The organism is bacterium, assembly GCA_030704665.1.
In the GTDB taxonomy this organism is placed as follows: Bacteria; Patescibacteriota; Microgenomatia; order Woykebacterales; family RBG-16-39-9b; genus JAUYID01.
This window is the reverse complement of record JAUYID010000009.1, coordinates 647,976-661,884: the sequence shown is the minus strand read 5'-3', so window position 1 is coordinate 661,884 and position 13,909 is coordinate 647,976. Positions and strand designations below refer to the sequence as shown.

General features: G+C 44.3%; 14 protein-coding genes. 13 read left to right on the top strand and 1 reads right to left on the bottom strand.

What is annotated here, in order from left to right:
• Positions 1-3 precede the first annotated feature (3 nt).
• Genes alr through murD form a run of 6 tightly spaced genes read left to right on the top strand, consistent with a single transcriptional unit; the run spans position 4 to position 6,460 of the window.
• On the top strand, positions 4-1,122 hold the full coding sequence (alr, locus tag Q8P13_03915) for an alanine racemase (protein MDP2671570.1): 1,119 nt from the start codon (positions 4-6) through the stop codon (positions 1,120-1,122).
• Positions 1,119-2,105, top strand: a complete 987-nt coding sequence (locus Q8P13_03910) for a D-alanine--D-alanine ligase family protein (GenBank protein MDP2671569.1) — start codon at positions 1,119-1,121, stop codon at positions 2,103-2,105. The genes alr and Q8P13_03910 overlap by 4 nt, the downstream gene beginning before the upstream one ends.
• Complete coding sequence (murF, locus tag Q8P13_03905; GenBank protein MDP2671568.1) at positions 2,102-3,286, top strand: UDP-N-acetylmuramoyl-tripeptide--D-alanyl-D-alanine ligase; 1,185 nt, start codon at positions 2,102-2,104, stop codon at positions 3,284-3,286. The genes Q8P13_03910 and murF overlap by 4 nt, the downstream gene beginning before the upstream one ends.
• A gap of 37 nt (positions 3,287-3,323) precedes the next feature.
• Positions 3,324-4,361, top strand: coding sequence for a phospho-N-acetylmuramoyl-pentapeptide-transferase (gene mraY / locus Q8P13_03900; GenBank protein ID MDP2671567.1), 1,038 nt, complete (start codon positions 3,324-3,326; stop codon positions 4,359-4,361).
• A complete protein-coding gene (gene pgeF / locus Q8P13_03895; GenBank protein ID MDP2671566.1) occupies positions 4,358-5,026 on the top strand; it encodes a peptidoglycan editing factor PgeF in 669 nt (222 codons plus the stop codon). The genes mraY and pgeF overlap by 4 nt, the downstream gene beginning before the upstream one ends.
• 57 nt (positions 5,027-5,083) lie before the next feature.
• A complete protein-coding gene (gene murD, locus Q8P13_03890) occupies positions 5,084-6,460 on the top strand; it encodes a UDP-N-acetylmuramoyl-L-alanine--D-glutamate ligase (protein ID MDP2671565.1) in 1,377 nt (458 codons plus the stop codon).
• A 13-nt stretch (positions 6,461-6,473) separates the two neighbouring features.
• On the opposite strand, the gene Q8P13_03885 is transcribed toward murD, so the two are convergent.
• Positions 6,474-7,094 carry a PsbP-related protein gene (locus tag Q8P13_03885; GenBank protein MDP2671564.1) on the bottom strand — a complete coding sequence of 207 codons (621 nt, stop codon included), beginning with the start codon at positions 7,092-7,094 and terminating at the stop codon, positions 6,474-6,476.
• Positions 7,095-7,259: 165 nt separating this feature from the next.
• Between Q8P13_03885 and Q8P13_03880 the strand changes: the two genes are divergently transcribed.
• From Q8P13_03880 to Q8P13_03850, 7 genes are all read left to right on the top strand, one after another.
• Entirely contained in the window at positions 7,260-7,865 is a 606-nt protein-coding gene (locus Q8P13_03880) for an NUDIX domain-containing protein (GenBank protein ID MDP2671563.1), read from the top strand.
• A 36-nt stretch (positions 7,866-7,901) separates the two neighbouring features.
• Positions 7,902-9,035, top strand: coding sequence for a putative lipid II flippase FtsW (gene ftsW, locus Q8P13_03875; GenBank protein MDP2671562.1), 1,134 nt, complete (start codon positions 7,902-7,904; stop codon positions 9,033-9,035).
• Positions 9,036-9,070: 35 nt separating this feature from the next.
• Entirely contained in the window at positions 9,071-10,213 is a 1,143-nt protein-coding gene (locus Q8P13_03870; protein MDP2671561.1) for a UDP-N-acetylglucosamine--N-acetylmuramyl-(pentapeptide) pyrophosphoryl-undecaprenol N-acetylglucosamine transferase, read from the top strand.
• A complete protein-coding gene (locus Q8P13_03865) occupies positions 10,170-10,667 on the top strand; it encodes a hypothetical protein (GenBank protein ID MDP2671560.1) in 498 nt (165 codons plus the stop codon). The genes Q8P13_03870 and Q8P13_03865 overlap by 44 nt, the downstream gene beginning before the upstream one ends.
• A gap of 53 nt (positions 10,668-10,720) precedes the next feature.
• Positions 10,721-11,995: a cell division protein FtsA gene (gene ftsA, locus Q8P13_03860; GenBank protein MDP2671559.1), complete on the top strand. Its 1,275-nt coding sequence runs from the start codon at positions 10,721-10,723 to the stop codon at positions 11,993-11,995.
• 75 nt (positions 11,996-12,070) lie between these two features.
• Positions 12,071-13,147, top strand: coding sequence for a cell division protein FtsZ (gene ftsZ / locus Q8P13_03855; GenBank protein ID MDP2671558.1), 1,077 nt, complete (start codon positions 12,071-12,073; stop codon positions 13,145-13,147).
• A 541-nt stretch (positions 13,148-13,688) separates the two neighbouring features.
• A complete protein-coding gene (locus Q8P13_03850) occupies positions 13,689-13,898 on the top strand; it encodes a hypothetical protein (protein ID MDP2671557.1) in 210 nt (69 codons plus the stop codon).
• Positions 13,899-13,909: the final 11 nt, after the last annotated feature.

Below are 13,909 nucleotides of genomic sequence, written 5' to 3'. Positions count from 1 at the left end.
AAAATGGCTCTACCAAGATTGGCGTGGGTAGAAATCGATTCGGAAGCAATAAGAAACAACCTTTCCTTGATCAGAGAAAGGGTTGGTGAGGAAGTAAAAATCATGTCGGTGGTAAAAGCTAATGCTTATGGTCATGGTGCACTCGGAGTTGCCAAAATTGCCGCTGACTGGGGAGTAGATATGTTTGGGGTTTCTGCTTTTTTTGAGGCTAAACAATTGCGTGAAGCCGGAATCAGACTTCCAATATTAATTTTGGGCTACACTCCCGCGGAGAATTACGAGGACATGATTGACTATGATGTTACGGCAACAATCAAAAATCTTGATGTTGCCAAAGCTTTGGTTACAGCAGCAAGGAGAAAGGACAAAATTGCCAAAGTTTGGATCAAGGTTGATACTGGGATGCACCGGCTCGGTCTTGAGCCAGACCAGGTCCTTTATTTCTGCAAGAAACTCACGGACTTTCCCAATTTGGAGATTGCAGGTATTTTTACTCACTTTGCCGATGCTGACGACGATGAGGAATTTACTGCAGAGCAGTTGGAGAGATTCAAAAAAGTTGTTGAAGAGCTTGAAAGTAATGGTATCAAAATTCCGATCAAAAGTGCGTCCGCGTCAAGCGCGATTTTTGGTTACCCCGACTCTCACTTTAATATGGTTCGTTCTGGTTTGGCGGTACTTGGTATCAACCGCAATAGTAAATTAACTTTTGATCAAAGACTGAAGCCAGCTTTAACTTTTAAAACCGAGGTAGTTCAAGTCCACGAGCTCAGTCCTGGAGAAACCGTAGGTTACGGACGGGCTTTTCGAGTTGACCGACCAAGTCGGATTGCCACACTTGCAGTGGGTTATGGGGACGGCTTTCGTCGGGCTCCGCACAATTGGGGTGAGGTTATTATAAAGGGAAGACGGGTACCTCTAGCTGGACGGGTCTCCATGGATCAGGCAGCTGCCGACATTACCGATATTAACGAGGACATTCGTGATGGCGAAGAAGTTACCCTGATTGGTTCAGATGGAAAAGAGACGATTCGAATTGAAGAAGTGGCTGACCAGCTTCAAACCTCTCCTTACGAAGTGGCGGTCAATTTAAGCAACCGAGTGACAAGGATTTACAAATGAAAAAGACAGTTGCGGTAATTTTCGGCGGAAAGTCAACCGAACATGAAATTTCTCTTGAATCAGGAAAAAGCGTGGTCGAAAACCTGGATAAGGAGAACTTCGATGTCCGCGCAATTTTGATAGAAAAAAACGGTGAGTGGCTGGTTAACGGTGAAAGAACAACTATCGAGAAAGCTTTGGAAGGAGTCGATATTGCTTTTCCCGTATTACATGGGAGTTATGGAGAGGATGGAACTATTCAGGGCCTATTTGAAATCTACGATCTTCCCTACGTGGGTTGTGGTGTAATTGGGTCAGCTTTGGGTATGGATAAAGAGCTAAGTAAAGAAGTTTGGAAAGAGATAGGTTTGCCAGTAGTGAAGTTTGTAACTGTTAGAAAATCCCACTTTGACCATGAAATCGAGAAAAAACTCGACGAATTAAGACTACCTGTATTTGTTAAACCGTCTAGTCTGGGATCAAGTATTGGTATTATCAAAATTAAAGAAAAAAACGAGCTGAAAAAAGCAATTGGTGAGGCTTTTACTTTCGGCGATAAAGTAGTTGTTGAAGAAGCAGTGGAAGATATTAGGGAACTTTGTATTTCTTGGATTGGCAACGAAAAACCTTCCCATTCCTTGGTAGGAGAAGCAAGAGGGGAGAACGAGTTTTTTGATTTTGAAGCAAAGTATATTAAATCCTCCGAACCGACAATTCCTGCAAAAATTGATCCGGAGATTGTGGAAGAGATTATCGATGTTTCCAAAAAAGCTTTTGAAGTCATAGAACTTCGTGGCATTTGTAGAGTTGATTTTCTTTTTGATGAAGGTAGAAGAAAACTTTTTGTTAGTGAGGTCAATACGATGCCAGGTTTAACTGCAACCAGTATGTGCCGGCGACTTTGGCAAGCAACTGGATTGAGCTATAAAGATTTACTTAATAAGTTGGTCGATTTTGGTTTTGAAGAATTCGATAAAAAGAAGCGTTTTCGGAGGCTAAAATGAATTTTCTTAAAAATATTTACCATCTGCTTGAAAGAAAATTGGCGGCTCGGAAAATGTCCAGGCTGGGTATTAGGGTAATTGGCATCACTGGTAGCTATGGTAAAACCAACTCTGCGGTTGCAATTACCGCAGCTCTTTCAGAAAAATACAAAGTGGCCCAGACCGATCTCAATCTTGACCCAATTTTTTCCATTCCGGCGCTGATACGCAGCCTAAAAGACGAAAAATACGTCGTCGTCGAGCTTGGTGTTGACGGTTTTGGGCAGATGAGGCAGTACTTCAAAATGATTAGACCCTCGGTTGGAGTTTTGACTGGTATTGCTCCGGTGCATGCTGACCGTGACCACCTCGGCTCTTTGGAAGGGATCATGAAGGAAAAAGGAGAACTGCTTTCTATTTTGCCAGCCAAAGGTTACTTACTCTGTAACTGGGACGACCAGAGAGTGCAGGAGATGGTTTCCAGAGCAAAAATTAAAATCATTAAATACGGTTTCAGCAAAGAGGCTGACATTCAGGTCCGAGAAGTCAAAGTTTCAGTCGTGGGGACCAGGGTTAAGATCCAAATTCCCAAAGGGGAGATTGAGTTAAACCTAAAATTAATCGGTCGACACCATGCCTACACTGCTGCTCTGGCCGTTGGTATTGGTTTGGAAGAACGTCTCTCCTTAGAACAAATAAAAAAAGGTTTAGAAAAAATAGAGCCTCTAGCTGGAAGAATGAACCTTGAGAACGGTCCTGCCGGGACCTTTATTCTCAATGACTCGCGCCGGGCCAATGTGGCCTCAACTTTGGCTGGTTTGGAAACTCTGGAAGATTGTGAGGCAGAAAGAAAAATTGCTGTCTTGGGGCAGATGGGTGAAATGGGTGATTATGAAGAAACTGGGCATCGGCAGGTGGGCAAAAAAGTCGCGGCGATGAAGCTTGATTATTTGGTTTGCGTTGGACCAGCGACAAGATTTATTGAAGAAGAAGCCAAAAAAGGCTTGGACCCAAATCGGGTTTTTTATGCTGACGATGTCTTTGAGGCAGCTAGTCAGCTCAAGGAACTTTTGCGACCAGGGGATCTCTGGTACTTGAAGGGCTCACTCCTCAAACATCTGGAGAGAATTCCTCTTCTTCTAAAAGGCAAGAAAGTTGATTCTGACGAGCTAGCCTCCCACCGTTACCAAGTTTACCAGTAATTTGTTTGCTTGGCCTCTCTAGTGGTAAAATCATTTCATGCTAGAGTTAATGGGAATCCTCTTGGTTTCCTTCTTGATTACTTTTGTTTTGGCAGTCCCTTTTATCAATTTGCTTTACCGACTTAAATTTCAAAGGCAGAAAGAAGCGCAAAAGGATATTTTTGGACAGATTACCTCCGTGGTAAACAGGTTGCACGGTTGGAAAGTTGGCACCCCAAACGCGGGTGGAGTCTTGATCATCGTGGTTTCAATTGTGCTTTCAGTAATTTTCTATAAACTAGTACCTGGGTACGATATTTTGACACAAAAAGACGGGATCAATTGGTCGTCGGCAATTCTTTATCTGACCTTGATTGCCTTCGGTCTTTTAGGTCTTTATGATGATATCCGCAAGTTTTATGGCTTTTCGGCCCAAGGTGCTTGGGGGCTGCGCACTCGTTTCAAATTTTTCCTGCAATGGGTCATTGCTTTGATCATTGGTTATCTGCTTTACAAAGAAGTTGGTTTGAATTCAATTTCTGTTCCGGTACTGAACTCAACTCTAAATCTTGGAGCCTGGTACATACCTTTCGCGGCTGGAGTGATTGTTGCTACCACCAACGCGGTCAACATTGCCGATGGTCTCGATGGTTTGGCGGTTGGTTTGATTGTCATTGCTCTGCTACCAATTTGGTACTTGGCCGGGATCCACAATCAGGATGTTAGTCTTTTTATCGCTGTCATTCTCGGCTCGCTTCTCGCCTTTCTTTACTTCAATATTTTCCCGGCGCGGGTTTGGTTGGGGGACACCGGGGCCCTTGCTCTCGGAGCAATGCTGGCGACGATTGCCCTACTTATAGATAGTAGTTTGATCTTGCCTTTTGTGGGTTTGGTTTTTGTCATTGAAGCTTCTTCCTCCTTGCTGCAATGGATCTCGAAAGCAACTCGCGGCGGAAAAAGAATTTTTATTGCTGCCCCGATTCACCATCATTTTGAAGCCAAAGGTTGGGACGAGACCAAAGTCACGATGAGATTTTGGCTGGTTGGTTCGGTCAGCGCTTTCTTCGGCCTTTTCGTTGCCCTTTTCGGAAAATGAATTTTTCCCCAACAGTTACAGACAAAAATTTGGTGGTAGCTTTTTCCGACAAAGAAAAAGATTTTCACTCAACACTTGCTTTCCGAGACATAGCTGAAAAAGATATTGTGGCAATGGACCAAGTTCATGGTGATCGGGTGGTTTGGGTCGGCAAGAAAGACAAGGGCAGCCAAATAGATAGTGCTGACGGTTTGCTTGCAGCGGAGAGAGAAGTGTTTTTGGCAGTACAGGTGGCTGATTGCGTTCCGGTTCTTTATTTTGACCCCACGACCAAGGTTGTCGCGATGGCCCACGCCGGTTGGCGCGGAGTGAAAAGCGGCGTGGCGGCGAAAGTAGTTAAGGAATTAAATTGTGAGGGAATTGCTCCTGATCGTTTACTCGTGAGTTTTGGTCCTTCGGCTCGATCCTGTTGCTATGAAGTAAAGGAAGAGTTGGCGAAAGATTTTGAAAAGCAATTTGGGAAAGAAGTGATCAAAAAAAGAGACGGGAAACTTTTTTTGAGCCTGCAAGAGTGCTTAACAAAACAGCTACTGGCCGAGGGTATCAAAGAAAAGAATATTTTTGATTCAGGAATTTGCACGATTCACAATTCAGATAAGTTTCATTCTTTTCGTGCAGAAAGAACAGACAAACGCGGTGTCGCAATAATTGGCTATAAGGAGTGAAACGAGTTACAGAGCTCTTATTGTTTAAGAGTTCTACAGGGGTTAAAATTTACAGCAATGCCAGCTTTCAAGTACGCAAACAAAAAAATCGCGGTTGTGGGACTCGGTCTCGAAGGTTTGTCTTCAAGCAAATATTTAGCTGAACACGGAGCCAAAGTTTCAGCCCGAGATCAAAAAGATCTCTCGGAACTGCCCGAAGAAGAAATTCAGCCGCTCAAGAATCTTGGAGTTGAGATTGCAGCTGGAAAGAATTATCTGGAGGGGCTAAACACTTTTGACTACATTGTTCGGACTCCTTTGCTCCGACCGGATTTACCAGCTTTCGTTGAAGCGGTTAGATCTGGCTCGACTCTCACCTCTCAAACTCGGATTTTTTTCGATCTTTGCCAAGCCAATATCATTGGCGTGACCGGAACTAAAGGGAAGGGAACGACCTCAACTTTGATTTCTGAAATGCTCACTTCCGCGGGAAAAAAAGCTTTCCTCGGGGGAAACATCGGCAAACCACCCCTGTCTTTCTTGGATGAAACAAAACCTGGTGATTGGGTAGTGCTTGAGCTTTCGAGTTTCCAACTGATGGACTTAGAGAAGAGCCCACATATCGCCGTCGTTCTGATGGTGACTTCTGAGCATCTTGATTGGCATCTCTCAACTGCCGAGTATCAAGAAGCGAAATACAATCTTGTTCGACATCAAACAAATAAGGATTTCGCCGTCGTCAACGCTGACTACAAAACCTCAGCTAATTTTGCAGACCAAACTCCGGCGGAAAAAGTTTGGGTCAGTCTAGGGCAGGAAAATGATCCGGGAGTTTTTGTCAAAAATGAAAAAATAGTGCGGCGCTTTCACGGAAAAATCGAAGAAATCCTGCCAACATCAGAGGTTAGACTTGTCGGCAGACACAACCTGGAAAATGCGCTTGCTGCCTCGGCCGCTGTCTCGTTAGTAGGGGTTTCAGCCCAAACAATCAAAAACGTTTTGACTGAGTTTTCCGGACTAGAACATCGTCTAGAGTTAGTTCGGGAGTGGAAAGGGAAAAGTTTTTACAACGATTCCTTCTCAACCACGCCAGAAACCGCCATTGCCGCCCTAAAATCGTTCGAAAAGCCGATGACAATTATCTTGGGTGGTAGTTCAAAGAATGCTGATTTCACAGCTTTGGGTGAGGAGATTGTTAACAACAAACATTTGGTTAACGTAGTTCTGATTGGAGAAACTGCTCCCGAAATTGAAAAAGCGGTTCAAAAAGCAGGTAAACTAAAAGCCAAGATCTTGCACGGTTCAGGCAGTTTCGAAGAGATTGTTAAATTGGCAACTCAAGTGACTCCAAAAAACGGAGTCGTTCTTCTCTCCCCCGCCTGTGCAAGTTTTGATATGTTTGAAAATTACAAAGAGCGTGGATTAAAGTTCAAGGAAATTGTGAATTCTTTCTAGAGGAATTTGAAACTTACTTAGTTGTCTCTATTGATGCCACTATTTTTAAAACGATTTCTTCATTAGTTGCAACTGGTTTGTTTACAGTAATAAATCCTCTCCAAGTTACTTCCTTTTCTCCAGATACTGCTCCTAAAAGATTATAAGTTTTGCCTCCCGCATTGTCTGGATTCACTACACAAACGGATAAGGTTGAGTTTTTAATACTCAGCTGTCCTTCTTGGGTTGGACCACAACCACCACCCAAACCTGTACCATAATCTACTCGAATTTCTCCTTCTGTGCCGGTAAATTTATCACTAGTGTATTCTTGTTCAGGACGTGTCTTTGGAGTTTCGACCACAAAAGTCCAGGTTGATGGGTAGCTAATTTTATAACCTGCGGTTGTATTTGTATAAGTCTTCCAATCAGTAGTTCCATCTTTTTGTGCAGAAGAACTAGCTTGTTTTATAGTCGCACCTTTGTCTTCTCGGTTCACCATGTTCCAGGAGTACCAAAAAATCGCTCCACCGATCAGTCCAACAACGATCGTAATTACAATAACTGTAATTAGCGTCTTCTTTACATCCAGCTTCTTTTGAGAATTCGGTTTTGTCTCTTGGTTAAGAGACGGAGTGGTAATTTCTTCAGGCATTGGTAAATATTATTTCACCTTAACCTGTCTTTGTCAAAACAAGTGTCATCGTGAGCCTTTAGCGAAGGATCTAAAGAGATTCTTCTCCGCCAGACGGCGGATCAGAATGACCCGTAGGCAGTAGCAAGGTTGTTAGAAGAGCAAAGATTGGTCTATAGTAGTTTTATGAAAACAAGTGAAATGATTTCTTTTGAAGAGGCGGAAAAGAAAGGAGTCAAAATTACTCGGGGTTGGGAAATTAATCAAGAGAAGGGTGGTTTATCCATCGTTAATTCATCCGTGAATGCACGCTACGATATGGTAGTCATTTCCGGAGAAGGCTTTGCTTACGATACTTTAGTAAAAACAGAGCACACTGCTCCGGCAGTCGTGCCATATTACCAGGAAGGAAACAAAGTTTACGTTGGTCTGATCAAACACTGGCGGCCGGTGTTAAAAAGTTGGAGTTGGGAAATCATCCGTGGTTTTGGTGATTCGGGGGTTAGCGACGAAGAAAACGCAGTGCGGGAGCTTTCCGAAGAGTGGGGCAGCCAAGGGAAGCTTACCAAAATTGGCACTTTCACCGCCAACACCGGCTGGGATCAGAGTGGCTACGTGGCTTGGGCAGCGCAACTTGATCCGAAAGAAAAGGAAAACCCACAGCCGGAAATTAGTGAGCAGATCGAAGCCAGAGAATGGTTTGAGTTTCCAAAGGCCCTACCGGAAATAATTTGCGGTATCACTCTTTCCTGCCTTCTTAAATTTTCCCAGCAAGCAGAAAAGTTGTCCTAGGTAAAATCTTGTTTTATACTAAGATCTACCCTGTCTATGAAGAGACTTGCCCAAAACTCCCGAACTGATTTCGTTCTCCTTGCAGCTAGCCTGCTACTTCTTTTATTCGGGCTACTAATGATCTACAACGCTTCTCCAGTGACCAGCTTGCGCGATTTTGGGGATCCTTGGCATTTAGTTAAGCAACAGGGATTTTCAGCTCTTGCAGCTTTAGGAGCGGGAGTGGTGGGTTATCGAATTCATTACAAATTTTGGGAAAATATTTCTCCGCTGCTGATTATTGGAGCTATCATTCTGCTACTCATGGTCTTTATTCCTGGTTTGGGGGTAAAGGTCTATGGAGCGCAGCGCTGGCTCAATATCGGTGGTTTTGGAATTCAACCAGCTGAACTGGCAAAGCTAGCTTACATCATTTATCTCTCGGCTTGGCTGTCCCGGAAGATAAAGCTTGCTCCTTTTTTGATCGTCACCGCAATCCTAGCCGGCATTGTTTTATTACAAAGAGATTTTGGTACCGCGGCTATTATAGCTTTGACCGGAGGAGCAATCTATTTTCTTTCGGGAGCAGCTCTGTGGCAGTTTCTTTTTCTTGTTCCAGCTGGATTGGTTAGCGCCTTGGTTTTTATTTTGAGCAGTGACTACCGCCGCGCGCGCTTTCTGACTTTTCTCAACCCAAGCCTTGATACCCAAGGGGCAGCCTACCATATTTCTCAAATCTTGATCGCTCTCGGCAGTGGTGGTTGGTGGGGAGTAGGGCTGGGGCAATCAAGACAAAAATACGGCTATATCCCCGAAGTGACGACTGATTCCATCTTTGCCGTCATTGGCAACGAGCTCGGCCTTATTGGTTCAGTACTTTTGGTAGGAGTCTTTGTTTTGATAGTTCTTCGCGGTTTTAAAATTGCCAGGCAGTGTAAAGATCGTTTTGGTCAGCTTTTGGCAGCTGGTATTGCCAGTTGGCTTGGTTTGCAAGCTTTCATCAATCTTGCGGGTATGGTGGCTTTGCTCCCCCTGACCGGTGTTCCGCTTCCTTTCATCTCTTTTGGCGGTAGCTCTTTGGTGAGCGTTGTCTTTGGTGTGGCTCTTTTACTCAATATTGCCAAAAACAATGAGACGAGCCCGATGGTTAATTTACAGCCGGCGAAACGTCTCCAACGCAGGCGGCGCTAGTTTGGTATACTACATGACTATAGGAGGAAGCGAAGTTGAAAATTGCTTTGACAGGTGGGCACTTGACTCCGGCACTGGCGGTCATTGATGAGCTCAAGAAAAAACCAGACAACGAAATTATTTTCATTGGTCGGGCCTATTCTATGGAAGGAGACAAATCTCCGAGTGCTGAATCAGTGGTTATTCCCAACCTCGGAATAAAATTCTATTCAATCCAAGCCGGAAGATTGCAGCGTAAATTTACTAGACATACGATACTTGCTTTGGCGAAAGTTCCACTCGGTAGTCTGCAAGCTTTGGCAATTTTAAGTAAGGAAAAACCAGATGTTGTCATGTCTTTTGGTAGTTACGTGGCTTTCCCGAGTATTTTTGCCGCCTGGGTTTTGGGAATACCCACTATTACCCACGAGCAAACCCTCAAAGGTGGGCTTTCTACTAGACTGATTTCTCGCTTTGTCAAAAAAATCGCGGTCTCTTGGAAAGATTCAAAGGAGTTTTTTGCTAAAGAGAAAGTGGTTCTGACCGGAAACCCGATTCGAAAAGAAATTTTGAATCTAGAGAGAAAACGTAGCGCTCGACCGGTAGTCTACATCACCGGCGGAAATCAAGGCTCTCATGTCATTAATGAGATAGTGGAGGAAATTCTCCCCAATCTTTTGGAAAACTACGAAGTAATTCATCAAACCGGTTCCTCCGAGGCTTACAAAGATTTTGAGAACGCACAGAAAAAAGTCCAGGAACTACCAAAAAGACTGAAAAACCGTTACCTGGCGGCCAAATGGTTTAACAGTGACGAAGTGGCTGATATTTTTTCTCGCAGCTCTTTGATAGTCAGTCGAGCCGGGGCAAACACTGTTTTTGAGGTTGCTGCCCTGTGTTTACCGGCAATTTTTATTCCGATTCCCTGGTCGAGTGGGGACGAGCAAACCAAAAACGCTTCAGTTTTGTCCGATCTCAAGGCCGCTTTAATTTTGCCCCAAGACAGACTCACACCGAGGCGCTTGCTTTCAAGCATCAAATACGTTTTCGATAATTACGGACAGTTCAAAAAAGCAGCTAAGGCGGCTTCAAAATTTGTCGCCCATGATGCCGCCCGGCTTTTGGTAGAAGAGGCTGAGAAATTGGTCAAAGAAAATGAAACAAATCAGATTCTTCCAGAGAAAAAGACTAGCGTCTAAGCCAGCTGCTAAAATCTTTTCCACCAAACCGGTTTACAAACCAAGACTTTTTTTGCTGCGGGTGGTTGAGATTGTGATTGTAACCTTTGTTGTTCTGGGTACGGTTGCTTTGGTATTTTTCTATCAAAGAAACAATCTAGCTTCGCTGGTAAAACAAATTGGCACTGTTTTTACTCCAAAAAGTGCACCAAAGCAAGAAACAAAGACTTCCTTTGAGGACGAACTAACAAATAGACTGGCAAAATCAAAAATTGAGAGCCAGACTTTGACAAAAACAGAGGAAGGAAACTATAGCTTGCTCCTGAACAAGATTAAAATCTCGTTTTCTTCTTCGAAAGACCCTGATAGGCAGGTTAGTACTTTACAAACACTTCTGGCTAAAGCTAAAATAGACGGTAAGGCAATAAAAAAAATAGATTTTCGATTTGAAAACCTTGTGGTTGAATATAGATAGCTTAAGGGTCTGTCCTTCCCGCGCAACAACGCGAGGAACCCTGGGGGTAAAAAGTGGCTAGAGAAAAAATCATAGTAGGCATCGATGTTGGCAGTTCCAAAATTTCAACTTTAATCGCTTCGTCTTCTCGGGAAGAAGAACTCACTGTAATTGGAGTTTCGACCTCTCAAGCTCGAGGTTTGAGAAAAGGCCAAGTAGTTGATATCGAAGAAGCAGTCAGCGCAATCAGTGAAAGTGTTGAGGCAGCTGAGCGGATGGCCGGTGTGTCGATCAGCGCTGCCTTTATTTCTGTTGGTGGAGCCCATATTGCTTCGGCCAATTCCCGCGGTGTGGTAGCAGTTGCCGGCGGAGAAAATGAGATCAGTGAGGAAGATGTTCGTCGTGTCACTGAAGCCGCTCGGGCTATTTCAATCCCCTCTTCTCGAGAAATTATCCACGTCATTCCCCGCGATTTCATTGTGGACTCTCAAGAAGGTATCAAAGATCCTATTGGCATGACTGGGGTACGCCTTGAAGTCGAAACCCATATTATTTCAGGTGCAGCAACTTCAATGCGCAATTTAGTGAAATGTATTCAGCAAGTTGGGATTGATGTCGAAGGGCTAGTTTTTTCCGGAATTGCTGCTTCCCATTCTACTTTGACGGACACCGAAAAAGAGCTCGGTGTCGCCCTGGTTGATATTGGCGGAGGGACAACTGATGTCGCCCTTTTTGTTGACGGCTCAATTGCTCATTCAGTCGTCATCCCTATCGGAGGACGCAACATCACCAATGACTTGGCGATTGGCTTGCGTGGTAGCTTGGAATCGGCTGAAAAAATCAAACTTGAACTCTCCAACCAAACTAAAAGAAAAGCCGACGAAGACGAGGAGGGAAAAACCAGGAAAGAAGATGTGCTGGACGTTTCCAAACTTGGTTTGACCGAGGATCTGGGTGTTTTGTCCAAAAAAACTTTGACGGACGGAATCATCAAACCACGTTTGACAGAGATTTTTACCCTTATTGGTATGGAAATAAAGCGCTCTGGTTATGCTGGACTGCTTCCTGCTGGGCTGGTGGTGACCGGAGGTGCGGCTGAAACAGTTGGAGTTGCGGGTGTCGGGAAGGAAGTTTTGCGGATGCCGGTTCGTATCGCGCAGCCAACCGGAGTGACCGGACTGGTTGATGAGATTTCCACCCCAGCTTACGCGGCCACGGTTGGTTTGCTCCTCTATGGAGAAAGACTTGGGGCCTCCTCGAGTGGAGTTTCAGTTCCTTTGATGCGTGGCGCTAGCATTCTCGATGGAGCAAAAAAACTACTCAACTGGGCTAAATCCTTTTTGCCTTAGATTGACAAGAAAGTCTATTCGTTGTATTCTGCCTCTATCTGTCCCTTGAGAGACAATTAATTTCAGGTTTCAACCATGCTCATAAAACCGGAAGTAAACCGTTTTGCAAAAATTAAGGTCATTGGTGTTGGCGGAGCTGGAACCAACGCCCTCAACTCTATGATCACTCTTCAACAAATTCAAGGTGTCGATTTTATTGGTGTTAATACTGATGCTCAGGCACTGCTAACTTGCCAAGCTCCGACCAAAGTCCAAATTGGAGAGCAATTGACTCGCGGTCTTGGTTCGGGAGGAGATCCGGATATTGGGAAAAAAGCTGCTGAAGAGTCAGCCGAAAAGCTTTCCGAAGTTGTCAGTGATGCCGATATGGTCTTTGTCACTGCCGGAATGGGTGGTGGTACTGGTACTGGTGCTGCCCCAATCGTTGCTGATATCGCTCGCAAAAGTGGGGCCCTGACAGTTGCAGTCGTAACTAAACCCTTTACTTTCGAAGGAGCGCACCGTTGGGAAGTAGCCGAAGAAGGGGTTGATGGTCTCAAAGACAAAGTTGATACTATGATCGTCATTCCCAACCAAAGGTTGCTCGATGTGGTTGATAAAAAAATGAGTTTGATTGAAGCTTTCAAAGTTGCCGATTCAGTTCTTGGTCAGGGAGTTCAAGGTATTTCCGACATCATCGTCATGCCTGGTCTGATCAACGTCGACTTTGCTGATGTTCGCAGCATCATGACCAACGCTGGAAGTGCTCTGATGGGAATTGGCTACGGTACCGGTGAGGGCCGCGCTGCTTCAGCAGCACGGGCAGCGATCGCCTCTCCTTTGCTTGAAGTTTCGATCGAAGGAGCCAAAGGAGTGCTTTTCAATGTCACCGGTGGAGCTGACATCTCCATGTTTGAAGTCGATGAGGCGGCCAAGATCATTTCCGCTGCTGCGGATGCCGATGCCAATATCATTTTTGGAGCAGCCATTGATGAAAATCTCGTCGATCAGGTAAAAATTACCGTCATCGCGACTGGTTTTTCTGAAGACAAAGCTCGCGCCGCAGTTTCTCGTGAGGCAGTTGAGGCCCTTCCCGATGTACCCGAGTCTTCTAGTGGGGAGACAGAAGAGGAAGACGCCTTCGACATACCTGCTTTTATGCGTCAGCGATAAAAGCAGTATGCAGTCGTCGCGAAGCGAGGTTTACATTCCGGCATTTATGAGACAACGCTAAACTACCCCCTTTATATTAGCTGACAAGTTAACTGGACGTTAACGCTCAAAAGGAATGCAGTCTTTTTCGCCAGAAAAAGTATACATTCCGGCTTTCATGAGGCAGAGGTAAACTTTTTTTGCCCACTATTCCCAATTAAAACAACTTAATTTTTTAGGTAGAGAGGGAATGCAGTCTTTGCACAGCAAAGTATATATCCCGGCATTTATGAGACAAAGGTAAGAAAGGTCGTCCTGAATTCAGTTCAGGATCTAGATGCTGAACCTAGTTCAGCATGACAATTTTAGAAAGTAATCCTCTAGCAAAATTTCTTAATTGACAGAAAGTACCTTTTTTAGTTAAATAAGTTCCCATGAGTATTCCAGAACGTGAAAAATTGAAGAAGATGCTTGAGGACGAAATAAAAAGGGTAATGAGTAATTGGAAAAGGAAATATATTGGTGAAAGTAAGAGTATTTACGATACTAGCTTTAAGTCAAAATGAACACACAAGACAAAAAAGAATTAGTTAAGTTGGTAGGAGAAGTTGTAGAGGAAAATATTCTTCCAGTTGTTGCACTTAAGGACGATACAGATAGAATGGAAGAGATTTTGAATCGAATTGAAAGAACTTTGAATAATGCTGTCAATCGCTACGATGAAAGACTGCAAGGACACGAAGAGAGAATTCAAGCTCTCGAAACTCAGTAAGCTTGACACAA

Coding starts and splice junctions, on each gene's coding strand:
- Q8P13_03865 (MDP2671560.1), top strand. CDS start 10,170: ATGAAACAAATCAGATTCTTCCAGAGAAAAAGACTAGCGTCTAAGCCA.
- Q8P13_03885 (MDP2671564.1), bottom strand. CDS start 7,094: ATGCCTGAAGAAATTACCACTCCGTCTCTTAACCAAGAGACAAAACCG.
- pgeF (MDP2671566.1), top strand. CDS start 4,358: ATGAATTTTTCCCCAACAGTTACAGACAAAAATTTGGTGGTAGCTTTT.
- Q8P13_03880 (MDP2671563.1), top strand. CDS start 7,260: ATGAAAACAAGTGAAATGATTTCTTTTGAAGAGGCGGAAAAGAAAGGA.
- ftsW (MDP2671562.1), top strand. CDS start 7,902: ATGAAGAGACTTGCCCAAAACTCCCGAACTGATTTCGTTCTCCTTGCA.
- mraY (MDP2671567.1), top strand. CDS start 3,324: ATGCTAGAGTTAATGGGAATCCTCTTGGTTTCCTTCTTGATTACTTTT.
- murD (MDP2671565.1), top strand. CDS start 5,084: ATGCCAGCTTTCAAGTACGCAAACAAAAAAATCGCGGTTGTGGGACTC.
- murF (MDP2671568.1), top strand. CDS start 2,102: ATGAATTTTCTTAAAAATATTTACCATCTGCTTGAAAGAAAATTGGCG.
- alr (MDP2671570.1), top strand. CDS start 4: ATGGCTCTACCAAGATTGGCGTGGGTAGAAATCGATTCGGAAGCAATA.
- Q8P13_03850 (MDP2671557.1), top strand. CDS start 13,689: ATGAACACACAAGACAAAAAAGAATTAGTTAAGTTGGTAGGAGAAGTT.
- ftsZ (MDP2671558.1), top strand. CDS start 12,071: ATGCTCATAAAACCGGAAGTAAACCGTTTTGCAAAAATTAAGGTCATT.
- Q8P13_03910 (MDP2671569.1), top strand. CDS start 1,119: ATGAAAAAGACAGTTGCGGTAATTTTCGGCGGAAAGTCAACCGAACAT.